Genomic DNA, 22,774 nt, shown 5'->3' with positions numbered 1-22,774 from the left:
TATGTTTGTTCCATATTTTATTGTGAACAATCAATGTTGAGTTGATTACTATTAAAGATAACATTGTGCTGATTTTGCGATGGAAGACGCGCGGGACAATAATGTATTCTTTAATTGATCCTTATGGCTGTTATGCAGCCATGAATGTCGCTTTTTCGAAACATCGGTACATAAGTTAATTCATTATTCTCGATTTTTTATTGCCCATGAACGAGAAGAGTCTGAAATAATCGCATTTTTCACCAATTGATACTGTGATTATCGATGCTTAAATTCTCTGAACGAGATAATGATTACCTGACATGTCGCGCGACATACGGAAGTAACATCATTTCAGTCATTAACCTGCGAAACTGCCGCTCCTTACGGCTGCATATGGCCTGGCGGTAAGTTGCCTCTTTCGCAGGTACCCAGCGTGTGTAATCTACGTTACTATAATCTTTACTTAAGCCCAATGGCCTAACCGCCAGAGGGTTACCACACCTGACAGGAGTAAGTAATGTCTAAGCAACAAATCGGCGTTGTTGGTATGGCCGTGATGGGGCGCAACCTGGCGCTTAACATCGAAAGCCGTGGCTATACCGTTTCCGTTTTCAACCGCTCCCGTGATAAGACCGAAGAAGTGATTGCCGAGAACCCTGGCAAGAAACTGGTTCCGTATTACACCGTGAAAGAGTTTGTTGAATCCTTAGAAACTCCCCGTCGCATCCTGTTGATGGTGAAAGCGGGTGCTGGCACAGATGCCGCTATTGACTCCCTGAAACCGTATCTGGAAAAAGGCGACATCATCATTGATGGCGGTAATACCTTCTTCCAGGACACCATTCGTCGTAACCGCGAACTCTCTGCTGAGGGCTTTAATTTTATTGGTACCGGTGTTTCAGGCGGTGAAGAAGGCGCGCTGAAAGGCCCATCCATCATGCCTGGCGGTCAGAAAGATGCTTACGAACTGGTCGCACCGATCCTGACAAAAATTGCAGCCGTTGCCGAAGATGGCGAGCCATGTGTGACCTATATCGGTGCTGATGGTGCGGGCCATTACGTTAAAATGGTTCACAATGGTATCGAATATGGCGACATGCAATTGATTGCAGAAGCCTATTCATTACTGAAAGGCGGCCTGAATCTGTCTAACGAAGAGCTGGCTACCACTTTCAGCGAGTGGAATAAAGGCGAGCTGAGCAGCTACCTGATTGATATCACCAAGGACATCTTCACCAAGAAAGATGAAGACGGTAACTATCTGGTCGATGTGATTCTGGATGAAGCGGCTAACAAAGGCACCGGTAAATGGACCAGCCAGAGTTCCCTGGATCTCGGCGAACCGCTTTCCCTGATCACTGAATCTGTATTCGCACGTTATATCTCTTCGCTGAAAGAGCAGCGCGTTGCCGCGTCTAAAGTTCTGAGCGGCCCACAGGCACAGCCTGCTGGCGACAAAGTACAGTTTATCGAGAAAGTCCGTCGCGCACTGTATCTCGGTAAAATCGTCTCTTATGCGCAGGGCTTCTCTCAGTTGCGCGCCGCGTCTGATGAATATAACTGGGATTTGAACTACGGCGAAATCGCGAAAATTTTCCGCGCAGGCTGCATCATCCGTGCTCAGTTCCTGCAGAAAATTACCGATGCATACGCAGAAACGCCGGCAATTGCTAACCTGTTGCTGGCTCCGTACTTTAAGAAAATCGCTGATGAGTACCAGCAGGCGCTGCGCGATGTTGTAGCTTATGCTGTGCAGAATGGTATTCCGGTCCCGACCTTTGCCGCTGCGGTTGCCTATTACGACAGCTACCGAGCTGCGGTACTGCCAGCCAACCTGATCCAGGCTCAGCGTGATTATTTTGGCGCGCATACTTATAAACGTACTGATAAAGAGGGCGTGTTCCATACGGAATGGCTTGATTAATTAGACGGTTTTTATAATACCTACATATAAAAGGCCATCCAAACGGATGGCTTTACTTTGAAATAAATTTCACTTTAAAGTTATTTCTGTTTTTTTGAGTGTAAAAGGAATAACATAAATTTCACTTGATTAAAGGCATTAATGCAATCATGCGCAAAGATATAATAATTGTCGGCGGTGGTTTTTTTGGTATGTACCTTGCTGAGCAATTCTCTCTGCTAGGGCATAGAGTCAAACTCTTTGAAAAAGAGAATAACTATATGTCCCGCGCATCTTACAATAATCAGGCCCGTGTGCATAATGGTTATCATTATCCCCGAAGTATATTAACCGCTTTACGCTCTCGCATCTCTTTTCCCCGTTTTGTTGAAGAATTTAGAGACTGCGTAGACTCGGATTTTGATAAATATTATTTAATCAGTGAATTGCTGGGTAAAGTGTCTGCGGGTCAGTTCCGTATGTTTTGTAAACGCATTGGTGCCGATTGCGATGTGGCGCCAGCTAAAATACAGAATATGGTCAACCCCCAGTTGATCGATGCCTGTTTTACGGTCAAAGAATTTGCATTCGATGCATTCAAGCTGCGCGATATGATGTTGCAACGGTTGGCAAGCTCTACGGCTGAGTATCGCTGTGGTTACTCGGTTGATAAAGTCGAAAGCATCAATAACAGAATTACAGCATATGTACGAAACATAACCAGTGGGGAAGTTGAGACCCATCATGCTGATCATGTCTTTAATTGCACCTATTCACATTTGAATTATTTGCTTGATAACTCCGGAGTTGAATTAATTCCGCTTAAGCATGAAATGACAGAAATGTGCCTGGTTGATGTACCCGACGAATTAAAAAAAAACGGGTTTACGATTATGTGCGGCCCATTTTTCTCCGTGATGCCTTTCCCTTCTGTCGGCTTGCATTCTTTCAGTCATGTACGCTATACACCGCATTACGAATGGCATGATAATCCGGGTGAAAAATACCGCGACTCGCATGTGAAATTCGATGAGGATAAGAAAAACAGCGCATGGCAGTATATGGTTAAGGATGCCTCCCGGTATATGCCTATTCTCAATGATTGCCGTTACGAACGCTCGCTCTGGGAAGTGAAAACATTGTTGCCACGCAGCGAAACGGATGACTCTCGTCCAATTCTTTTTCGACCTCATCATGGCATGAATGGGTTTCACTGTATTATGGGTGGCAAGATAGATAACGTATATGATGCCGTTGAAGCTATTAAGAATATGAACGTCATTTAAGAATAAAAAGAGACTACACAAGTGAAAAGCGAATCTTTTGTTTCTGTTGTTTTAAAGACTCATGATCTCTCGGGTGAATTAACATCAAAGCTACGACAAATCCAGCAACTACTGGATGTAAATTATAGTGATTATGAAATCTTAATTGTCTCTAAAGGACCCTATCGTGACGTACCGAGAAAGTCCGCAGTGGATCAAATTTTAGATACTATTCCCAGTGTGCGCTTTATGCAGCTCTCCGGTGCAGCACATGATGATGTGGTTTGGGCTGCCGGGCTCGAAAATGCGATCGGCGATTTTGTCGTTCTTTATGATCACCTGACCGATCCCGTCGATGTTATTCATCGCGCCGTTGAGGAATGTAAGTCTGGTTATGATGTTGTCGTCGGTGTTTCTAATCAGCCTCTGCCATGCGCATATCGATTCTTACGTAATATCGCATCCCATATACTGAGTGCGATTGATTACCATATCCCTAAGAACTCTACCGGGCTGCGTTGCTTAAGTCGTCGTGCGGTAAATGCGGTGACGGATACTGGCCGTTTTCATCACCAGTTTTACCTCCGCATTCAAAAGACCGGCTACCCGATAAGTGAATTGGTTTATGAACCGATTAGCGAAAATCATGTTAAAAAATCGATTGTATATGGTTTTCGTAATTTAGTGCGGCTGATGGTATTTAACTCTTCACGGCCACTGCGCTGGATGTCAGTTGTTGGGACCGTCGGAAGTTCATGTGCATTGCTGTTTGCTATTTACAGTATTGTGGTCAATCTCATTAATGGCCACGTTGTTGAGGGATGGACGACAACCATTCTGTTTATGTCGGTGCTCTTTATGCTCCAGTTCATTATGCTGGCGTTTTTTGGTGAATACCTCAGCCGACTTCTGGATGATCGAAGTGAGCAAGCGGCTTATTCCGTCGTATTTGAGAAAAATAGCGCGGTGATGGTGAATCAGGACCGCGTAAACGTTTTAAATGATGCCACTGCTGAAGAGTCTAATCTTGTGCAGACCGGACGCGACCGATAATTACAGGAGAGAACATGGCGAAGGCGTTAATTGGGTATACCGGGTTTGTTGGCACTACTTTGATGAAGCAAACCCAATTTGACGATTTTTATCGTTCGACGAATATTAATGATATTAAAGGTAAAAAATTCGATCTTGTTGTCTGTGCTGGCGCCCCCGCGCAGAAATGGATTGCCAATGCCGATCCACAAGGAGACCGTGAGAAAATTGACTCACTGATCGCCTGCCTCGACAGTATTGAATGCGATAACTTTGTCTTAATCAGTACGGTTGACGTTTTTAAAACACCCGTGGGTGTTGATGAAAATACACCGATTGATGTGCAGGATCTGCATGCTTATGGTCTGAATCGCTACCGACTTGAGCAGTTTGTTGCGCAAAAATTTTCGCGTCACGTGATCGTGAGATTACCAGGTCTGGTTGGCCCCGGGCTGCGTAAAAATATCATCTTTGATTTTCTCAATGATAATAACGTTGCCAAAATCGAAAGCCGTAGCGTTTTCCAGTTTTACCCGATGGTTAATCTCTGGTTTGATATCAACAAAGCACTTGAAAATAATATCAGCCTCGTTCATCTGACTGCTGAGCCTGTTTCTGTTGCAAAAATTGCGGGTGAAGGTTTTGGTTTCGAATTTACCCGTCAACAGGCTGCATCCCCCGTTTCTTATGATATGCGCAGTGTATATGGCGCATTATTTGGCGGCACTGCGCATTACCAGTACTCCGCGAAGGAAACGCTGCAGGCAGTCAGACATTACGCGCAGTCGGAACCTAAAAAAGCTCAGGAAGATAAGCAATGAGAATCTCCATCTCAAACCTTGCCTGGGATATTAGCGAAGATCTCGACGTATTGTCTCTGCTTAAAGAGTTTCAAGTTGATGCTATCGATATTGCTCCCGGTAAGTATTTTCCAGAGCCAGCCAAAGCAACAACCGCTGATATCATGGCGGTAAAAAACTGGTGGAAAGAGCAGGGGGTTGACATCATCGGCATGCAGTCACTCTTGTTTGGTACTACAGGTTTAAATGTATTTGGGTCGCAAGCGGTCCAGGAAAAACTACTGGCGCATTTAGCTGATATTTGTCGTATCGGTTCTGTTCTGGGGGCTACTCGTCTGGTGTTTGGCTCGCCAAAAAATCGTGATTGCTCCGGTCTTAGTGCAACGGAAACCGAGCGTGTTGCCCAAACGTTTTTCCGTAAACTTGGTGATATTGCTGCCGATCAGGGTGTGATTGTCTGTCTGGAGCCAAATCCGGCGGTTTATGGCGCCAATTTTATGACAACAAGCAATGAGACCTGTGATGTTGTCACGGCCATTGCTCACCCGAACATTAAAATGCAGCTCGATACTGGGGCAGTCATTATTAACCAGGAAAATATCGAGACTGTATTGGCTCAGGCGAAGAATGTTATCGGGCATGTGCATATCAGTGAGGCGCAACTTGCGACGGTTGGCGATACGTTCAATGGACATGCCGCGCTGGCCGAAGTATTAAAAACGCAATTGGTAACTTTCCCGGCCACGATTGAAATGCTTGCAACGAAAGAGGAATCACATCTCGTTTCTATCCGTCGCGCTCTTTCTCATGTCACTTCCTTATATCGTTAAACAGGTACAACGACCTTGAAATGGTTAATACTTATTTTAGGCATCGCATGTAATGCCTCAGCCAGTGTCTTAATTAAAATGGCGATGATGCCACCGCGTAAATTTCCTTCCCTGGCAGACCCCCTTGCGTCGTTGACAAACTGGCCGTTCTGGTTAGGGTTGGCGCTCTATGGTGGCGCATTTGTCCTTTATGCCGCATCGCTTGCAGTGTTGCCTCTAAATATCGCACACCCAGTACTCACTACCGGTGCGGTTGCTGCGGTAGCAATACTGTCGGTCGTTGTTTTTAACGAAACATTTCACTGGACGACTATTGTAGGTGTTGCCTTTGTTATCGTCGGTGTTGCATTGATCACTTCGAAAGCGGCTTAACAAGAATGGATTTTGCTATGAATAACGAAAAAAAATGGGAAGTTCCTGCATACAATGTCACGTTATGGACGGAAAAAAAGCATGATGCTTGCGTAGTGATTCCGGTCATTAATGAAGGAAACCGCATCGTCAGCCTGCTCACTAAGATGAATAATCTGAAGATTAGCGGCATTGCAGATATCATTATTGTGGATGGCGGTAGTACAGATGGTTCGCTGGAAACAGAAAACTTATTAAAGTTAAACGTCAGCGGCCTGTTACTTAAAACGGGGCCAGGAAAGTTAAGTGCGCAATTGCGCTGTGGTTATGCGTTTGTTCTGGAAAAAGGCTATAAAAATATCATTACCATTGATGGTAATGACAAGGATGATCCTGCGCCTATTCCGGAGTTTATTGCCGCCTTAGAGCAGGGATATGATTTTGTACAGGCCTCGCGTTTTGTAAATGGTGGTATAGCGGTTAATACGCCTAAATCACGCGACTTTGCGATAAAATTCATCCACGCCCCCGTATTGAGCATCGCATCTGGGTTCCATTGGACTGATACAACGCAAGGTTTCCGCGCATACAGCAGCAAAATGTTGTTGGACGAGCGTGTTGCGCCATTTCGTGATGTATTTATGACGTATGAGTTATTGGCCTACCTGTCATATATTGCACCGAAACTGGGTTTCCGTTGCATCGAACTGCCGACATCACGCATCTACCCGGAAGGGGAAGTGCCGACAAAAATCAGCAGTTTTAGAGGAAACCTTGCTGTGCTGAAGATTTTGTTTAAGAGTTGCTTTGGTGCTTATAACGTTAAAAGAGGGCAATGAGCGTGAATTTTGCGTGGCCATTATTGCAGCGTTTAGCAACAAGGAGAGGTCTGGCATTCTTATTTGTTTTTTTGACGTTAATTCCTTTTATAAATCTGATCACGCAAGGGAAAGTGCCAGACTCCATTGATAATGTTGAGCAATGGATGAATGTGGCGAATGCTGTTTTTTTAGAAGATCAATCCTTTATTTTTAGCTATGGCCCGCTATTTTGGCTTGTGACCCGTACAAGCGAGCATTTCAATGCCTGGAGTTACTTTCTTTCAATATCGTTTATATTGTTTTTTTATTCATTTGTGATTTACTCAATATTGTTGTTGATGTATTGGAAACGAGGGTATTTATATTTTTCTTTAATTTTTATTTGTTTCTTTTCTTTTTATTCTCTTAAATCTCTGTTATTTTTATGGCCGCTAATTTTTTTGTTTTATCAACAATTGACAAATGAGCGAAACATACAATTTAATATGGGGCTTTGTTTCGTACTTGGCTCTATGGCTGGGATGTTTTTGTATGTTCGTTTTTTTTATGGATTGATAGCTGTAAGTGTTCTGGGAGGATACCTGGCAGTATATTTGTTTAAAGATGTTAAAGTTAAATATATCATTGCCTTCATATTTTCTTTTATAGCTTCATCATTCCTTGTCGGCATACTAATATATGGAGACGTTAACCAGGTTTTTAAATATTTTACTATAAATATTGAATTGAGCTACGGTAATGGTGTTGATATGACACTAGATATTCAAAACTACCGTTTCTCTTTTGTTTGTGCCTTTGTCATTCTTGGTTGTTTTATTATTTATGGTGTTTTTCTTCGAAGGTTTCTCTTGGTACCAATGCTCGTAACTTGGTTGTTCTTGTTTAAACTGGGCTTTGGTCGTGCCGATCATTATATAGATTATTTTGTGGTGCCTTGTGCATATATAGTACTATTGATGGCTTTTGATAAAAGCTATCTTGCGAAAACGCTTTTTTTTATTTGTTTTATTTGCTTGTATTATTTAGGTGCACATTCGGCTTTTTATAATTCCCCTAAGTTAAGTCTCGTTTTTACAAAATTTACTATTCCAACAATGCGCAATCCTTTTGATTTACCTTTTGCGGGTAATGCGTATGAAGAGAGGATGGCGCAACGCTATCATCAGTATAAATTAGATGATCAATTTTTGAAAAAAATAGGCACGGACTCGGTTGATGTCTATCCATATAATAACGAGTATATGTATGCGAATCAGTTGAACTATAAACCGCGACCATTATTTCAAAACTATATGACATTGACGCCAGTTTTAGATCAAGCTAACTCGGATTATTTGCGTGGTGCCGGTAAACCTAAAAAAATAATATGGAACAGCGGTCTTGGTTGTGGCGATGCGGACTGTAATAGCTTCATTGGACTGGATAATAAATTTATCTTAAATGAAGACCCGTTAACTTCGATGGCCATTTTTGAGAATTACAAAGTCAGTGAGTTTACTCATGGTAGAAACAGTGAGCCGCTATTGTTATTGACGTCAAGAGATCAAACCCTGGCAGCTGATTTCGTGACCCGCCAAAATGAACGAATGCAATTTGGTGTCTGGTATCCTCTACCTCAGGCTAAAAATAGTATTGTGAAAGTATTTCCTGATTTTAAAATTTCTCTTGTAGGAAAAATTAAAAATTTCCTCTTTAGGGGAGATATTGTTAAGGTTAGATATAAGCTTAAATCTGGTCTGCAAAAAGAGTACCGGCTAAATATCATAAATTCCCATAGTGGTGTCTGGGCTTCACCGCTGCTTGATGGCTTTGATGAAAATGGTTTTACCGGGGAAGATGTTACCGATATTATGTTCGAAACGGATTCCAGTTATTATTTTGAACCGGAATTTGATGCGAAAATTGCGACTACTGCAGTGCCGTTAATCCACTATCAACGCCGTAAAATAAAATACAACGACCCCGTTACCGTCTCGCCGTCCGTTTCTGTGAAGGATATTGACTGTGAAGGCAGTGTTGATCAACTCACTGAACCTGCTATTGCTGATGATGTTATAACGCCTTTGGTACTTAAAGGATGGTTAGCGAAATCTACCGGGCAAGGGACGCTGTTTGATGCAATCTACGTCTCGCTAACCGACAAAAATCAACATCATCGTTTTGTTGCAAGTAGCAAAAACAGCCGGGGTGATTTGATTGCGGTGTTTGGTAAACCCGATCTCGAAAATGCAGGCTTTACAGCAAATGTCGATACCTCCGGGCTGCACGGCGATTACACGGTGAGTCTGAGTGGACGCACGGGTGACCAGATCTTTGTCTGCCGGAACCTGCAACGACCTTTGACGTTAAAATAAAGAGATAACGGACGGGTATATTCTGCAATTCACTCTGGTGCGGGATTTATCCGATAATTGGTGGTTACCTCATGAGAGCCCGGTAGCGATAACCGGGCTTTTTTTTGCCTTAATCCCGGTTATAGCAGTGCATTTTTCTAAACAATCCTGCAACGATGGAATAATTTGCTAACAGAACGCGGCTGTTTCAGCGGGGACCTGCCTTGACAGGCTATCAACAGAAGAGGTAAAAACCCCAACAGTTATTGATCTAGCGTGATGGCGGCGTAGTGCCATCTTCGGTTCTAAACACTGACAAAAGTTGCTTATCGAATGAAAATAACAATCTCAGGAACAGGCTACGTTGGCTTATCGAACGGTATTCTGATTGCGCAGCATCATGAAGTGGTCGCACTGGATATCGTGCAGGCTAAAGTCGATATGCTGAACCAGAAAAAATCGCCGATCGTTGATAAAGAAATTGAAGAGTATCTGGCGACAAAAGAGCTGAATTTTCGCGCCACCACGGATAAGCAAGATGCCTATCGGGGCGCCGATTATGTCATTATCGCCACCCCGACTGATTACGACCCGAAAACCAACTACTTCAATACTTCCAGTGTTGAGTCGGTCATCCGCGATGTGCACGAAATCAACCCCGATGCGGTGATGATTATCAAGTCTACCATCCCTGTGGGGTTCACTCAGTCCATCAAAGATGAGCTCGGCATCGACAATGTCATCTTCTCACCGGAGTTCTTGCGCGAAGGTAAGGCGCTTTACGACAACCTGCATCCGTCACGTATTGTCATTGGCGAACGTTCCACACGCGCAGAGCGTTTTGCGGGCCTGCTGCAGGAAGGGGCTATCAAGAAAGATATCCCAACACTGTTCACTGATTCCACCGAAGCCGAAGCCATCAAGCTGTTCGCCAATACCTATCTGGCAATGCGCGTGGCCTATTTCAACGAGCTGGACAGCTATGCCGAAGCGCTGGGGCTGAATACGCGCCAGATCATTGAAGGGGTTTGCCTTGACCCGCGTATTGGCAATCACTACAACAACCCGTCATTTGGCTATGGCGGCTACTGCCTGCCAAAAGATACCAAGCAATTGCTGGCGAACTACCAGTCGGTGCCGAATAACATTATTGCGGCTATCGTGGATGCGAACCGCACGCGCAAAGACTTCATTGCTGACTCCATTCTTTCCCGTAAACCGAAGGTGGTGGGTGTCTACCGTCTTATTATGAAGAGCGGTTCGGATAACTTCCGCGCATCCTCTATTCAGGGGATTATGAAACGTATCAAGGCGAAGGGTGTACAGGTCATCATTTATGAACCGGTAATGCAGGAAGACGAGTTCTTCCACTCTCGCGTTGTCCGCGACCTGGAAGCTTTCAAGAAAGAATCGGATGTGATTATTTCGAACCGTATGGCACCAGAGCTGGCGGATGTTGAAGCCAAAGTTTATACCCGCGATCTGTTCGGTAACGACTAAGCACAGAAATGAAAACGGCCCGTCAGGGCCGTTTTTTTACGCCTTGTAATACGTCTTGTACCACTCGACAAATTTCTTCACGCCTTCTTTAACCGATGTCTGCGGTTTAAAACCGATGGTGTCATACAACGGCTGCGTATCGGCGCTGGTTTCCAGCACATCGCCCGCCTGAATCGGCATCATATTCTTCTGCGCTTCAATACCCAGCGCCTCTTCCAGCGCTGTGATGTAATCCATCAACTCGACCGGCGAGCTATTGCCGATGTTGTAGATATGGTAGGGCGCTGAACTGCTGGCCGGGGAGCCACTTTCAACGGTCCAGTTCGGGTCAGCCTGTGGAATCACATCCTGCATACGGATAATAGCTTCAACAATATCATCCACATAGGTAAAGTCGCGTTTCATCTTGCCGTAGTTATAGACATCGATACTTTTGCCTTCGAGCATGGCTTTCGTGAATTTAAACAACGCCATGTCCGGGCGTCCCCACGGGCCGTAAACCGTAAAGAAACGCAGCCCCGTGGTCGGTAAACCATAAAGATGTGAATAGGTATGCGACATCAGCTCATTGGCTTTTTTGGTTGCGGCGTAAAGCGATACCGGGTGATCAACCGAATCTTCCGTAGAGAAAGGCATCTTGCGGTTCAGGCCGTAAACAGAACTGGAGGAGGCATACAGCAAATGCTGAACCTTATTGTGGCGGCAGCCTTCCAGCACGTTCAGATGACCAATCAGGTTAGCTTCGGCGTAAACATGTGGGTTTTCCAGTGAATAACGTACGCCCGCCTGAGCGGCAAGATGGATAACGCGGTCGAACTTCTCTTCGGCAAATAACTGTGTCATCCCTTCACGGTCAGCCAGGTCCAGTTTCACAAAGCGAAAGTTTTCGTTTGCCAGTAAGTTCAGGCGTGCTTCTTTCAGGCTGACTTCATAATAATCATTAAGGTTATCTATCCCTGTGACCTGATGGCCCGCCTGTAACAGACGTTCGCTGACGTGAAAGCCGATAAAGCCGGCTGCGCCGGTGACCAAAAATTTCATCTTCAACCTCAATGTCTGGTGATGCAAAACATGCAGCGCGGCAGGAGCAGCGCTGAACCATGAGGCGGATCATACCTGTTGAGAAGCAGAATGATAACTGTTAATTCAGTAGGGAAGAGGGGGAGTGCAGGCACTCCCCATAGCAATTACTGGTGACGCTTACGCAGATTTTCGATAACTGTGGTCAGATCCAGGTTCTGATCCTGCAACAAGACCAGCAGGTGATACATCAAGTCTGACGCTTCATTGGTCAGTTCTTCGCGATCGTGAACGGTGGCCGCCAGTGCGGTCTCCACGCCTTCTTCACCCACCTTTTGTGCGATACGCTTGGTGCCGCTGGCATACAGCTTAGCGGTATATGAGCTGGCCGGGTCTGCCGTTTTGCGTTCGGCGAGCAGTTGTTCCAGTTGGTAGAGGAACAGCCACTGATGGGCATTGTCGCCAAAGCAACTGGACGTTCCCGTGTGGCAGGTTGGACCAATGGGATTCACCAGTACCAGCAGGGTATCGTTATCACAGTCCGGCGCAATATTCACCACATTCAGAAAATGGCCAGAACTTTCGCCTTTGGTCCACAAACGTCCTTTGGTCCGCGAGAAGAAGGTGACTTTGCCACTTTCCAGCGTTTTCGCCAGCGCGTCCTTGTTCATATACCCCAGCATCAATACTTCGCCGGAGACCGCGTGTTGCACCACGGCGGGCAGCAGTCCGTCGGTTTTTTCCCAGTCCAGTTGGGCCAGTTGCAGCTCTGTTAACATACCCTTATCTCCACGCCCTGGCCTGCCAGGAACGTTTTTAACTCACCAATATTGATAATTTGCTTATGGAACACCGATGCCGCCAGCGCGCCGTCGACGTTGGCGTCGCGGAAGGCCTCAAGGAAGTGTTCCATTGTACCCGCGCCACCGGAAGCGATAAGCGGGACGTGGCAAACCTCGCGCACTTTTTTCAGTTGCTCAAGGTCATAACCGTTACGCACGCCGTCCTGGTTCATCATGTTAAGCACGATCTCGCCAGCTCCGCGTTTCTGCACTTCCTGCACCCAGTCCAGCGTCTCCCAGGTGGTCACGCGGGTGCGGCTTTCATCACCGGTATACTGATTGACGTGGTACTTGCCGGTCGACGCATCAAACCAGGTATCGATACCCACCACAATACACTGCACGCCAAAACGATCGGCGAGGCGGGTGATAAGCTCCGGATCCGCCAGCGCCGGGGAGTTGATGGAAATCTTATCCGCGCCGAAAGAGAGAATTTTGTGCGCATCGTCAGCAGACTTTATCCCGCCCGCCACGCAGAACGGAATGTCGATCACTTCCGCGACGCGAGAGACCCAGCTTTTATCGACCACGCGCCCGTCGCTGGAGGCGGTGATATCGTAAAAAACCAGTTCGTCTGCGCCTTCTTCGGCGTAGCGTTTCGCCAGAGGCACGATGTCACCGATGATTTCGTGATTACGAAATTGAACGCCTTTCACCACCTGACCATCGCGTACGTCGAGACAAGGAATTATCCGTTTTGCCAGCATTGGATGGCCTCCGTTACAGTAAATTTACCTTCCAGCAGCGCGCGACCCACGATCACGCCTTTCACGCCTGTTCCACGCAGCGCCGCAATATCATTGATATCGCCGATACCACCGGAAGACTGAAACGCAACCTGCGGATATCGCGCGCACACTTCTTCATACAGCGACACGTTCGAGCCTGCCAGCGTACCATCGCGGGAGATATCGGTGCACAGCACATGCCTGAGACCAACCGGGAGATAGGTTTCTACCAGTTCTTCCAGCGAGACGCCGGAATCTTCCTGCCAGCCGCTTACCGCAACCTGTTTATTGCCTGCGGCATCAATACGTACATCCAGCGCCAGGACCAGCGCATCGGCGCCAAAACGCTCGAACCACCCTTTAACGACCTCAGGTGATTTCACGGCTGTTGAACCAACGACTACACGGGCGACACCGGCATCAAGCAGCGCGGCGACATCCTCTTCGGTACGTACACCGCCGCCGACCTGTACCGGCACATTCACCCCGGCAACCAGTGTTTTCAGCAATGGGATCTGGCGACGCGCCGGATCTTTCGCACCGGTTAAATCCACCAGATGCAGCACTTGCGCACCCTGGGAGGCGTAATCCTGCAGGCGCGGCAACGGGTCGGTGCCGTAGTCGCGCTGCTGACCATAATCCCCCTGGTGCAGGCGCACTACCGTTCCATCAATTAAATCTAAAGCCGGAATAATCATCACATCTCCAGAAAGTTTTTCAGCAGTTGTGCACCCGCGCGCCCTGAACGTTCCGGATGGAATTGCACGCCATAGAAATTGTCTTTTTGCACCGCAGCAGTAAACGGCGTGCCGTACTGACACTGGGCGATGGTGTAAGGGTTAACCGGCATGGCGTAGCTATGAACAAAATAGAAGTACGCGCCGTCATCTATCCCCTGAAACAGGCGATTGCCTGCTTTCGGATAGACTTGGTTCCAGCCCATGTGCGGCAGTGGTAAACCAACATCTTCCATTTTCGGCACGTCCTGGTCGATGATACCCAGTAAATCCACGCCACTGTTCTCTTCGCTGAAACGTCCCAGTAACTGCATACCCAGGCAGATGCCCAGCACCGGCTGGGTGCAGGCTTTTACCAGTTCAATCAGGTCGCGTTCGCGCAATTGATCCATGGCGGCCTGCGCCGTGCCTACGCCGGGCAGAAACAGTTTGTCGGCGCGCAGCACCACGTCCGGATCGCGGCTCACCAGCGGCTCGTAGCCGTGACGCGAAATGGCCGATTTCACAGAGTTGAGGTTAGCGCACCCGGTATCCAGGATAACGACATTCATCACAACACTCCTTTCGAGGAGGGAAGGGTATCGCCTTCGACGCGAATGGCCTGGCGCAGCGTACGACCAAAGACTTTGAACAGGCTCTCCACGCGGTGGTGATCGTTTTTCCCTTTGGTTTTCAAATGCAGCGTCACACCCATGGTGTAAGAAAGAGAACTAAAGAAGTGCTCAACCATCTCGGTGCTCAAATCACCCACGCGCTGATAGGTAAACTCAGCTTTATATTCCAGGTGCGGACGCCCGGAAATATCCAGCGCGCAGCGTGCCAGGCATTCGTCCATCGGCAGCACAAAACCGAAACGGTTGATACCGCGCTTGTCGCCCAGCGCCAGTTTCAACGCTTCGCCTAACGCCAGGCCGGTATCTTCAACCGTATGGTGATCGTCAATGTAGAGATCGCCTTTGACGTCGATTTCCATGCGAAATCCGCCGTGGGTGGCAATTTGATCGAGCATATGATCAAAGAATCCCACGCCGGTGCGGATTTTGCTGCCGCCTTCGCGATCCAGCCACACTTTGACGTCAATCTGCGTCTCTTTGGTTTTGCGCTCAACGTGGGCGTAACGATCGCGTTTGGTCAACTGCTCGCCAATGGCTGCCCAGTTCAGGGTTTCACGGTTGTAACGCAGCCCTGCAATGCCCATGTTGGCCGCCAGTTCAATATCCGTTGCGCGATCGCCAATGACGTAGCTGTTCGCTTTATCCAGCGCTTGCTCAACCAGCCAGCGCTCAACCATTTTTACTTTCGGTTTGCGGCAATCACACTCATCGCCCGGGAAGTGCGGGCAAATCAGCACCTCTTCAAACACCACACCCTGAGAGGTGAAAATTTGCATCATCAGGTTATGCGGGCCGTCAAAATCGGCCTGCGGGAAGCTGCTGGTGCCCAGACCGTCCTGATTGGTGATCATCACCAGTTTAAAACCGGCTTTTTGGAGTGCGAGCAGAACCGGAATCGCGTCCGGTTCAAAGGCCAGCTTGTCAAAACGATCGACCTGATAATCAGATGGCGGCTCGGAAATCAGGGTTCCATCACGGTCAATAAAAAGGTACTTCTGGCTCATACAGACTCCGCACGTAAAGCGTCGATGACGCGCTGGCTCTCTTCGCGGGTGCCGATAGTGATACGCAGGCAGCCGCTCAAGGTCGGTTGTTTATTTTGGTCACGCAGGATAATGCCCTGATCCCACAGAGATTTAAAGACAGCGCTGGAGGCTTTGAAGCGTACCAGAATGTAGTTGGTCTCTGAATCAAACACCGTCTCCACGCAGGGAATGTCACGAAGTGATGTTGACAGATATTCGCGCTCGGCCACGATCTGTGCGACACGCTCACGCATCGCCACAATCCCTTCCGGGCTCAGAGCCTGGGCCGCGATATCGGCCACCGGTGTAGAGAGTGGATAGGGGGCGATCACTTTCATCAGCATGTTGATCACCTCTTCATTTGCCAGGGTGAAGCCGCAACGCAGGCCTGCCAGCGCAAAAGCTTTGGACAGCGTGCGCAGTATCACCAGGTGCGGATACTCTTCAAGCCAGCCCGCCAGCGTCGCCTGAGGGCAAAATTCAATATACGCTTCGTCGGCCACTACGAGCGCTTTGCCGCGCGTCATCTCCAACACGGCGCGAATGTCCTGCGGATTGATGATTTGACCGGTGGGGTTGTTCGGGCTGCAGACATACACCAGTTTGACGTTCTCAAGCTGGTCGGCAATGTTTTGCAGATCCAGTTGCCAGCCGTCCAGTGTCAGGGCCGTGCGGTACTCAACGCCAAAGGTTTCTGCGCTGACGCTGTACATACCGTAGGTCGGCGGGCAGAACAGAATGGCGTCTTTACCCGGTTCGCAGAACGCGCGGATAAGGAGCTCAATGCCTTCATCAGCGCCGCGACTCACCAACACTTGTTCCGGCTTAAGCCCGGCGTATTGCGCATACCCTTCAATGACCGCTTTTGGCTGGCATTCCGGGTAGCGGTTCAGCGTTTGCTGAGTGAAATTAAATTCCACTGCCGTCGGGAATTCGTTGGCGTTCAACCAGACATCGCCCTTACCGCCAAGACGACGGGCAGACTGATACGGGGTCAGGGCACGTACGTTGGCGCGAGCCAGTTCCTCAATACTCATGCTTGCTCCTTAAGGGCGTTAACACGCAGGGTGACGGCATTTTTGTGGGCGGTGAGCAGTTCAGCGGCCGCCAGCGTTTCAATAGTAGAAGCGAGAGACGCGAAGCCTTCGCGCGATAATTCCTGGACAGTCATCCGTTTCTGGAAATCGGCCAGCCCCAGGCTGGAGCAGGTTGCGGTATAACCGTATGTTGGCAGGACATGGTTAGTGCCGGAGGCATAATCACCGGCGGACTCGGGTGACCAGTCGCCCAAAAAGACCGAGCCGGCGCTGGTGATATCATCCACCAGGTCACGCGCGCTACGGGTCTGAATAATCAAATGCTCCGGACCATACTGGTTAGAGATTTGTACGCATTGTGCCAGGTCTTTCGCCACAATCAGGCGGCTGGCGGAGAGCGCTTTACGCGCCGTTTCCGCACGAGGCAGGTCGGCTAACTGACGTTCAACGGCGTCGGCAACGGCGCGGGCCATGTCGGCATCCGGCGTCAGCAGGATCACCTGCGAGTCCGGGCCGTGCTCCGCCTGCGACAACAGATCGGAGGCGACAAAATCAGGCGTGGCGCCGCTGTCGGCAATCACCAGCACTTCCGAAGGACCCGCTGGCATATCGATAGCAGCGCCATCCAGACGCTGGCTTACCTGACGCTTGGCCTCGGTCACGAAGGCGTTGCCGGGTCCAAAGATTTTATCGACTTTTGGCACTGATTCCGTGCCAAATGCCAGAGCCGCAATCGCTTGCGCGCCCCCCACTTTAAAGACTTCCTGTACACCGCAGAGTTGCGCCGCATAGAGAATTTCATCCGCAATAGGGGGAGGGGAGCAGAGCACCACTTTTTTGCAGCCTGCAATGCGTGCCGGAGTGGCCAGCATCAGTACGGTGGAAAACAGCGGCGCGGAGCCACCTGGGATATACAACCCGACGGAGGCGATAGGGCGGGTGACTTGCTGGCAACGCACGCCTGGCACTGTTTCGACATCAACCGTTTGCAGTTTCTGTGCGACGTGGAACGTGTCGATATTCTTAACCGCCACGGCCATCGCCTGCTTGATGTCGTCACCGAGACGGGCGCTGGCATCGGCAATTTCCTGCGCGGTCACTTTCAGCGCGGTAACGTCAGTTTTATCAAATTTCGCGCTGTATTCGCGCAGGGCGTTATCGCCGTTGCTTTTCACGTTGTCGAGGATCTCCACAACGGTACGGGTGATACTTTCTGAGGCGGAGATCGCCGGGCGCATCAGCAGCTCGCGTTGCTGTTCAGGGCTGCAACTGTTCCAGTCGATGATAGTGTTAAAGCTCATAATCGTTTTCCTTTATAGGCAGGGTGACGCTTTCGCTTATCCGGCCTGGATGTCCAGGCCCGGCAGACATAGCGCCACCGGGCGAATCGTAAGGTGGATTACTCCATCATCTTCTCGATTGGCAGCACCAGAATAGAACTGGCGCCCAGCGCTTTCAGTTTTTCCATCGTTTCCCAGAACAGGGTTTCGCTGCTCACCATATGCATGGCGACACGTTGCTGATCGCCTGCCAGCGGCAGAATGGTCGGACGTTCGGCGCCCGGCAACAGAGAAATCACTTCATCCAGACGCTCGGTTGGCGCGTGCATCATGATGTATTTTGATTCACGTGCCTGAATCACGCCCTGAATACGGGTCAGCAATTTATCGACCAGCTCTTGTTTGCCATCCAGCAGCTCGCCGTCACGTTGAATGAGGCAGGCTTTGGAGCGGTAAATCACTTCCACTTCGCGCAGACCATTCGCTTCCAGGGTGGCGCCGGTGGAGACCAGATCACAGATGGCATCCGCCAGACCGGCACGTGGGGCCACTTCAACAGAACCGTTCAGCAGGCAGGACTTGAAGGCGACACCTTTCTGGTCGAGATAGCGTTTGAGCAGGTGCGGATAAGAGGTGGCAATACGTTTTCCGTCGAGTGACGCCGGGCCTTTCCACTCTTCATCGGCGTTGGTCGCCAGTGACAGGCGGCAACTCCCGAAATCAAGGCGGCGCAGGGTGAAATAACGCGGGTCTTCCCCCTGTGCGCGGCGGGTCAGTAACTCTTCTTCCAGGACGTTTTCGCCCACAATACCCAGGTCGACCACGCCGTCCATGACCAGCCCCGGAATGTCGTCATCACGCACGCGCAGAATATCAATCGGCATATTTTCGGCCAGGGCAATCAGACGCTGTGTGTGCAGGTTGATTTTAATGCCGCAACGGGCCAGTAATTCGCGTGAGTCATCGCTCAGGCGGCCTGATTTCTGAATAGCTATGCGTAAACGGGTATTGTCTAACATTCTGTTTTCCTCATTATCCTGCTGAATTTGGTCCAAAAAAAAGCCCCCGGAAGATAATCTTCCGGGGGCTTTCTCTTGCGTTCATGCACCACTGGAAGATCCAAACGTCTTCCAGCACACATCGCCTGAAAGACTAGTCAGGATGATGGTGATGATGGTGAAGTTTAAATTGAACGCCTGTCATAAAATTCTCGATGAATGTTTATTCATTTGATGTCGTTTAACCTAAACCACTTTCACCACCAAAGGCAAGGGCTTTTTTTAATCATTAAATCATTTCATATTCGCTCTATGAATTGTCAGTTTCGTCGGGCTGGCGTAGCCTTAAAATGGAATCTGCGAAATGTCGGGAGAGACACATGAAAAAGGTCGCTATTGTCGGATTAGGATGGTTGGGCATGCCGCTGGCGCTGTCATTAACGGCGCGCGGCTGGCAGGTCACCGGCAGCAAAACCACTCAGGATGGCGTGGAGGCGGCTCGTATGTGCGGCATTGAAAGCTACGTGCTGAAACTCGAACCGGAGCTGTTCTGCGAGCCAGACGATCTGGATGCATTAATGAATGTCGACGCGCTGGTTATCACTTTGCCCGCCAGACGCAGTGGTCCTGGCGAGGCTTTCTACCTGCAGGCGATGCAGGAAATTGTTGATAGTGCGCTGGCCTATCATATCCCGCGCATCATTTTTACCAGCTCCACCTCGGTGTACGGCGACACCAGCGGCACAGTAAAAGAAAACTCACCGCGTAATCCGTCAACGGCGAGCGGACGAGTCCTGAAAGAGCTTGAGGACTGGCTGCATAATTTGCCGGGGACATCGGTGGATATTCTGCGTCTGGCAGGGCTGGTAGGGCCGGCTCGCCATCCGGGGCGTTTTTTTGCCGGGAAGACGGCGCCAGACGGGCAACAGGGGGTCAACCTGGTCCATCTGGAGGATGTTATTTCCGCCATCACGTTGCTGCTTCAGGCGCCGAAGGGCGGGCATATCTATAATTTATGTGCACCTGAGCACCCGGCGCGAGCGCAGTTTTACCCGGCCATGGCACGCAAGCTTGGCCTGCCTGAGCCACAATTCCTCGACTCTGCGCCCGGCGAAAAAGGGAAAGCGGTTGACGGTAACCGCATTTGCCACGAACTGGGATTTGAGTATGAATATCCGAATCCGATGACCATGCCACTGGACTGATTTTAAACAGTTTAATGCCATAAACACGGGGGAAATCTGTCATTTCCCTGAAACAGTGCAGAAACATTTTAGCAAAAAGTGCTATTAATTTGCTCTGGTTCAAAGTGAATTATTTAAATTCAGTAAGTTAGGTGTTACCGCTTTGTGAGCGCCATTGCACAGGCTTGTCAAAACGCCTCACTTTGGTGCAAAATATGTCGCTGCAAAAAATTGAAACTAACCGACGTTAATCAGACGTCGGTTATTTTTTTGCACTTTAGAAACGTCATTCAATCCAAGAGGCCGGGCTTCGTACCGGATAGATATTTACTAAAAACCGACAGTCGTTGTCGCTGAGGAATATAAAGAAATGGGGCAATCTTTTGCTTACGCGCTGGCGTTCACCGTAAAAGGGGATAACTATGTCGCATAACGCTACTCCAAAGACCTCTCGCGTGGAATTGCGTAAAACACTTACGTTGATTCCGGTTGTTATGATGGGCCTCGCCTATATGCAGCCTATGACGCTGTTCGATACGTTTGGTATCGTCTCTGGCTTGACCGACGGCCATGTTGCAACGGCGTATGCCTTTGCGCTGGTGGCCATTCTTTTTACGGCGCTGAGCTACGGTAAACTGGTTCGCCGTTTCCCGTCTGCGGGCTCCGCATACACCTATGCCCAGAAATCCATTAGCCCGGCGGTTGGCTTTATGGTGGGTTGGTCTTCGCTGCTGGACTACCTGTTCATGCCGATGATCAACATTCTGTTGGCGAAAATCTATTTTGAAGCGCTGGTGCCTTCTATTCCATCGTGGATCTTTGTTGTCGCGCTGGTGGCCTTTATGACCATCTCTAATCTGCGCAGCATCAAGACCGTGGCCAACTTCAATACCCTGATTGTGATTCTGCAGATGGGCATTGTGGCCGTTATTGTTGGTCTGATCATTTACGGCGTCTCTCACGGTGAAGGCGCAGGTACGTTGACCAGCACGCGTCCGTTCTGGTCCGAAGGCGCACACGTGGTGCCGATGATTACCGGCGCGACTATCCTGTGCTTCTCGTTCCTCGGCTTCGACGGTATCTCTTCTCTGTCAGAAGAGACCAAAGATGCAGAGCGCGTGATTCCGAAGGCTATCTTCCTGACGGCGTTGATTGGCGGCCTGGTATTTATCGTTGCCTCTTACTTCCTGCAACTGTACTTCCCGGATATCTCTCGCTTTAAAGATCCGGATGCGTCTCAGCCGGAAATCATGCTGTATGTGGCGGGTAAAACCTTCCAGTGGGGCGTGCTGATTTTCTCCAGCGTGACCGTTCTGGCTTCCGGTATGGCGGCACATGCGGGCGTTTCGCGTCTGATGTACGTGATGGGCCGTGATGGCGTCTTCCCGACCCGTTTCTTTGGTTATATTCATCCGAAGTGGCGTACTCCGGCATGGAACGTCCTGCTGGTTGGCGCGATTGCACTGCTGGCGATTAAATTCGACCTGGTGACGGCGACAGCGTTGATTAACTTCGGCGCACTGGTGGCGTTTACCTTCGTTAACCTGTCAGTGATTTCGCAGTTCTGGATCCGTGAAAAGCGTAACAAGACGCTGAAAGATCACTTCAACTATCTGGTACTGCCGGTCTGTGGCGCGCTGACCGTAGGCGCACTGTGGATTAACCTGGAGCAGAGCTCAATGATTCTGGGCCTGATCTGGGGGGGTATCGGTCTGGTCTATCTGGCCTGCGTGACGAAAAGTTTCCGCAACCCGGTGCCACAGTACGAAGATATCGCGCAGTAATGAATGACTGAATAAAAAAACCGGAGGCCATGGCCTCCGGTTTTTTTTGCCTATAGAAAGCCCCTGCCAGGCTGGGCGTTCAGGAAAGCTTTCAGCTTTAAGTCAGTTATTAAAACCCCTTTTGATTTGTTAAACCATCTTGCGGTCTGGCTACTGCACAAGTTCAACAAGAAAACAAAAGGGGGGCAATCGCGGACGAAAAGAGCTTGGTGCACACCCAATGGAACTGTATATATCACATGTTTTTTTCACCCAAACGCCTGGCGACAGGCAGTATTTTAAGAAAGCTGTGTGAGTGGAAAGACGTACGTATTCTGGAAGCGGAATGCTGCGCAGATCATATCCATATCCATATCCATATTCTTATGGAAATCCCGCCCAAAATGAGCGTATCCGGCTTTATGGGATATCTGAAAGGGAAAAGCGGTCTGATGCCTTAAGAGCAGTTTGGAGATCTGAAATTCAAATACAGGAACAGGGAATTCTGGTGCCGGGGATACTGCGTAGATATGGTAGGGAAGAACACGGCGAAGATACAGGAATACATAAAGCACCCGCTTGAAGAGGATAATATGGGTGAGTAGTTGTCGCTCCTTTATCCGGGTAGCCCGTTTACGGGTCGGAAGTAATCCATAAATGCAAATGTCCGACTGCGATTTGCCTGGTAAGGCGCGGCTGGTCACAGAGCCTTACCAGGCACATCAGAAA

At 49.1% G+C, this 22,774-nt stretch carries 22 protein-coding genes, 1 pseudogene and 1 other annotated feature; of the genes and pseudogenes, 13 read left to right on the top strand and 10 right to left on the bottom strand.

Translation table 11 applies throughout. From position 1 onward, the window contains the following. Nucleotides 1-499: 499 nt before the first annotated feature. The 9 genes from gnd to ugd all read left to right on the top strand — a co-directional run bounded on the left by gnd (nucleotide 500) and on the right by ugd (nucleotide 10,817). Nucleotides 500-1,906, top strand: a complete 1,407-nt coding sequence (gnd, locus tag ABIB59_RS02785) for an NADP-dependent phosphogluconate dehydrogenase (RefSeq protein ID WP_107223908.1) — start codon at nucleotides 500-502, stop codon at nucleotides 1,904-1,906. A 149-nt stretch (nucleotides 1,907-2,055) separates the two neighbouring features. Further along, entirely contained in the window at nucleotides 2,056-3,171 is a 1,116-nt protein-coding gene (locus ABIB59_RS02780; RefSeq protein WP_354033935.1) for an FAD-dependent oxidoreductase, read from the top strand. A gap of 21 nt (nucleotides 3,172-3,192) precedes the next feature. After that, nucleotides 3,193-4,203 (top strand): glycosyl transferase family 2, encoded by a 1,011-nt coding sequence (locus tag ABIB59_RS02775; RefSeq protein ID WP_354033933.1) that lies wholly within the window; start codon nucleotides 3,193-3,195, stop codon nucleotides 4,201-4,203. A gap of 14 nt (nucleotides 4,204-4,217) precedes the next feature. Next, on the top strand, nucleotides 4,218-5,003 hold the full coding sequence (locus ABIB59_RS02770) for an NAD-dependent epimerase/dehydratase family protein (protein WP_079496334.1): 786 nt from the start codon (nucleotides 4,218-4,220) through the stop codon (nucleotides 5,001-5,003). Beyond that, a complete protein-coding gene (locus ABIB59_RS02765; RefSeq protein ID WP_354033930.1) occupies nucleotides 5,000-5,812 on the top strand; it encodes a sugar phosphate isomerase/epimerase family protein in 813 nt (270 codons plus the stop codon). The genes ABIB59_RS02770 and ABIB59_RS02765 overlap by 4 nt, the downstream gene beginning before the upstream one ends. Nucleotides 5,813-5,827: 15 nt before the next feature. After that, a complete protein-coding gene (locus ABIB59_RS02760; protein ID WP_343193383.1) occupies nucleotides 5,828-6,184 on the top strand; it encodes a DMT family transporter in 357 nt (118 codons plus the stop codon). 17 nt (nucleotides 6,185-6,201) lie between these two features. Then, nucleotides 6,202-7,002, top strand: coding sequence for a glycosyltransferase family 2 protein (locus ABIB59_RS02755; RefSeq protein WP_354033928.1), 801 nt, complete (start codon nucleotides 6,202-6,204; stop codon nucleotides 7,000-7,002). Continuing rightward, the gene (locus tag ABIB59_RS02750) at nucleotides 6,999-9,338 is read left to right on the top strand and encodes a hypothetical protein (RefSeq protein ID WP_354033926.1); all 2,340 of its coding nucleotides are present in this window, start codon (nucleotides 6,999-7,001) and stop codon (nucleotides 9,336-9,338) included. Before ABIB59_RS02755 ends, ABIB59_RS02750 begins: the two co-directional genes overlap by 4 nt. 312 nt (nucleotides 9,339-9,650) lie before the next feature. After that, nucleotides 9,651-10,817 carry a UDP-glucose 6-dehydrogenase gene (ugd, locus tag ABIB59_RS02745; RefSeq protein WP_079496338.1) on the top strand — a complete coding sequence of 389 codons (1,167 nt, stop codon included), beginning with the start codon at nucleotides 9,651-9,653 and terminating at the stop codon, nucleotides 10,815-10,817. A gap of 36 nt (nucleotides 10,818-10,853) precedes the next feature. Here the strand turns inward: ugd and ABIB59_RS02740 are convergent, their stop codons facing one another. The 10 genes from ABIB59_RS02740 to hisL form a co-directional block, all read right to left on the bottom strand. After that, nucleotides 10,854-11,858 (bottom strand): NAD-dependent epimerase, encoded by a 1,005-nt coding sequence (locus tag ABIB59_RS02740; RefSeq protein ID WP_354033924.1) that lies wholly within the window; start codon nucleotides 11,856-11,858, stop codon nucleotides 10,854-10,856. 146 nt (nucleotides 11,859-12,004) lie between these two features. Further along, a complete protein-coding gene (hisIE, locus tag ABIB59_RS02735; RefSeq protein ID WP_047369632.1) occupies nucleotides 12,005-12,616 on the bottom strand; it encodes a bifunctional phosphoribosyl-AMP cyclohydrolase/phosphoribosyl-ATP diphosphatase HisIE in 612 nt (203 codons plus the stop codon). Then, nucleotides 12,610-13,386: an imidazole glycerol phosphate synthase subunit HisF gene (gene hisF / locus ABIB59_RS02730; protein ID WP_041851941.1), complete on the bottom strand. Its 777-nt coding sequence runs from the start codon at nucleotides 13,384-13,386 to the stop codon at nucleotides 12,610-12,612. The genes hisIE and hisF overlap by 7 nt, the downstream gene beginning before the upstream one ends. After that, nucleotides 13,368-14,105 (bottom strand): 1-(5-phosphoribosyl)-5-[(5-phosphoribosylamino)methylideneamino]imidazole-4-carboxamide isomerase, encoded by a 738-nt coding sequence (hisA, locus tag ABIB59_RS02725; protein ID WP_107223902.1) that lies wholly within the window; start codon nucleotides 14,103-14,105, stop codon nucleotides 13,368-13,370. Before hisA ends, hisF begins: the two co-directional genes overlap by 19 nt. Then, nucleotides 14,105-14,695, bottom strand: a complete 591-nt coding sequence (gene hisH, locus ABIB59_RS02720) for an imidazole glycerol phosphate synthase subunit HisH (protein ID WP_041851939.1) — start codon at nucleotides 14,693-14,695, stop codon at nucleotides 14,105-14,107. Before hisH ends, hisA begins: the two co-directional genes overlap by 1 nt. Further along, nucleotides 14,695-15,762 (bottom strand): bifunctional histidinol-phosphatase/imidazoleglycerol-phosphate dehydratase HisB, encoded by a 1,068-nt coding sequence (gene hisB / locus ABIB59_RS02715; protein ID WP_041851938.1) that lies wholly within the window; start codon nucleotides 15,760-15,762, stop codon nucleotides 14,695-14,697. Before hisB ends, hisH begins: the two co-directional genes overlap by 1 nt. Then, nucleotides 15,759-16,820: a histidinol-phosphate transaminase gene (gene hisC, locus ABIB59_RS02710; protein ID WP_108700992.1), complete on the bottom strand. Its 1,062-nt coding sequence runs from the start codon at nucleotides 16,818-16,820 to the stop codon at nucleotides 15,759-15,761. The genes hisB and hisC overlap by 4 nt, the downstream gene beginning before the upstream one ends. Beyond that, nucleotides 16,817-18,121: a histidinol dehydrogenase gene (hisD, locus tag ABIB59_RS02705; protein ID WP_110294477.1), complete on the bottom strand. Its 1,305-nt coding sequence runs from the start codon at nucleotides 18,119-18,121 to the stop codon at nucleotides 16,817-16,819. Before hisD ends, hisC begins: the two co-directional genes overlap by 4 nt. 98 nt (nucleotides 18,122-18,219) lie before the next feature. Further along, nucleotides 18,220-19,119: an ATP phosphoribosyltransferase gene (gene hisG, locus ABIB59_RS02700; RefSeq protein ID WP_354033920.1), complete on the bottom strand. Its 900-nt coding sequence runs from the start codon at nucleotides 19,117-19,119 to the stop codon at nucleotides 18,220-18,222. 34 nt (nucleotides 19,120-19,153) lie between these two features. Continuing rightward, nucleotides 19,154-19,277, bottom strand: a sequence feature (His leader region). Next, nucleotides 19,253-19,303: a his operon leader peptide gene (gene hisL, locus ABIB59_RS02695; protein ID WP_103245916.1), complete on the bottom strand. Its 51-nt coding sequence runs from the start codon at nucleotides 19,301-19,303 to the stop codon at nucleotides 19,253-19,255. It overlaps the preceding feature by 25 nt. 175 nt (nucleotides 19,304-19,478) lie before the next feature. On the opposite strand from hisL, the gene ABIB59_RS02690 reads away from it, so the two are divergent. The 4 genes and pseudogenes from ABIB59_RS02690 (at nucleotide 19,479) to tnpA (ending at nucleotide 22,650) form a co-directional block, all read left to right on the top strand. Continuing rightward, entirely contained in the window at nucleotides 19,479-20,303 is an 825-nt protein-coding gene (locus tag ABIB59_RS02690; RefSeq protein WP_354033918.1) for an SDR family oxidoreductase, read from the top strand. A 349-nt stretch (nucleotides 20,304-20,652) separates the two neighbouring features. After that, a complete protein-coding gene (gene yoeI, locus ABIB59_RS02685; protein WP_103245917.1) occupies nucleotides 20,653-20,715 on the top strand; it encodes a membrane protein YoeI in 63 nt (20 codons plus the stop codon). Next, nucleotides 20,705-22,066 (top strand): APC family permease, encoded by a 1,362-nt coding sequence (locus ABIB59_RS02680; protein ID WP_041851933.1) that lies wholly within the window; start codon nucleotides 20,705-20,707, stop codon nucleotides 22,064-22,066. The genes yoeI and ABIB59_RS02680 overlap by 11 nt, the downstream gene beginning before the upstream one ends. Before the next feature lie 188 nt (nucleotides 22,067-22,254). Further along, nucleotides 22,255-22,650 (top strand): annotated as a pseudogene (gene tnpA / locus ABIB59_RS02675) (IS200/IS605 family transposase). The last annotated feature ends 124 nt before the right edge of the window (nucleotides 22,651-22,774 follow it).

The organism is Citrobacter sp. UYEF32 (genome assembly GCF_040546205.1).
Taxonomy (GTDB): Bacteria; Pseudomonadota; Gammaproteobacteria; order Enterobacterales; family Enterobacteriaceae; genus Phytobacter; species Phytobacter diazotrophicus.
Note: the sequence above shows the minus strand (reverse complement) of the source record. Positions and strands in the feature narration are given on the sequence as shown.

Excerpts from the sequence above, each read along its gene's own strand:
- ABIB59_RS02765 (WP_354033930.1), top strand. The coding sequence starts at position 5,000 with ATGAGAATCTCCATCTCAAACCTTGCCTGGGATATTAGCGAAGATCTC.
- hisIE (WP_047369632.1), bottom strand. The coding sequence starts at position 12,616 with ATGTTAACAGAGCTGCAACTGGCCCAACTGGACTGGGAAAAAACCGAC.
- hisF (WP_041851941.1), bottom strand. The coding sequence starts at position 13,386 with ATGCTGGCAAAACGGATAATTCCTTGTCTCGACGTACGCGATGGTCAG.
- ABIB59_RS02780 (WP_354033935.1), top strand. The coding sequence starts at position 2,056 with ATGCGCAAAGATATAATAATTGTCGGCGGTGGTTTTTTTGGTATGTAC.
- hisD (WP_110294477.1), bottom strand. The coding sequence starts at position 18,121 with ATGAGCTTTAACACTATCATCGACTGGAACAGTTGCAGCCCTGAACAG.
- ugd (WP_079496338.1), top strand. The coding sequence starts at position 9,651 with ATGAAAATAACAATCTCAGGAACAGGCTACGTTGGCTTATCGAACGGT.
- ABIB59_RS02680 (WP_041851933.1), top strand. The coding sequence starts at position 20,705 with ATGTCGCATAACGCTACTCCAAAGACCTCTCGCGTGGAATTGCGTAAA.
- ABIB59_RS02770 (WP_079496334.1), top strand. The coding sequence starts at position 4,218 with ATGGCGAAGGCGTTAATTGGGTATACCGGGTTTGTTGGCACTACTTTG.
- ABIB59_RS02690 (WP_354033918.1), top strand. The coding sequence starts at position 19,479 with ATGAAAAAGGTCGCTATTGTCGGATTAGGATGGTTGGGCATGCCGCTG.
- hisH (WP_041851939.1), bottom strand. The coding sequence starts at position 14,695 with ATGAATGTCGTTATCCTGGATACCGGGTGCGCTAACCTCAACTCTGTG.
- hisB (WP_041851938.1), bottom strand. The coding sequence starts at position 15,762 with ATGAGCCAGAAGTACCTTTTTATTGACCGTGATGGAACCCTGATTTCC.
- ABIB59_RS02750 (WP_354033926.1), top strand. The coding sequence starts at position 6,999 with ATGAGCGTGAATTTTGCGTGGCCATTATTGCAGCGTTTAGCAACAAGG.
- hisC (WP_108700992.1), bottom strand. The coding sequence starts at position 16,820 with ATGAGTATTGAGGAACTGGCTCGCGCCAACGTACGTGCCCTGACCCCG.
- hisA (WP_107223902.1), bottom strand. The coding sequence starts at position 14,105 with ATGATTATTCCGGCTTTAGATTTAATTGATGGAACGGTAGTGCGCCTG.
- ABIB59_RS02755 (WP_354033928.1), top strand. The coding sequence starts at position 6,202 with ATGAATAACGAAAAAAAATGGGAAGTTCCTGCATACAATGTCACGTTA.
- ABIB59_RS02740 (WP_354033924.1), bottom strand. The coding sequence starts at position 11,858 with ATGAAATTTTTGGTCACCGGCGCAGCCGGCTTTATCGGCTTTCACGTC.
- gnd (WP_107223908.1), top strand. The coding sequence starts at position 500 with ATGTCTAAGCAACAAATCGGCGTTGTTGGTATGGCCGTGATGGGGCGC.
- hisG (WP_354033920.1), bottom strand. The coding sequence starts at position 19,119 with ATGTTAGACAATACCCGTTTACGCATAGCTATTCAGAAATCAGGCCGC.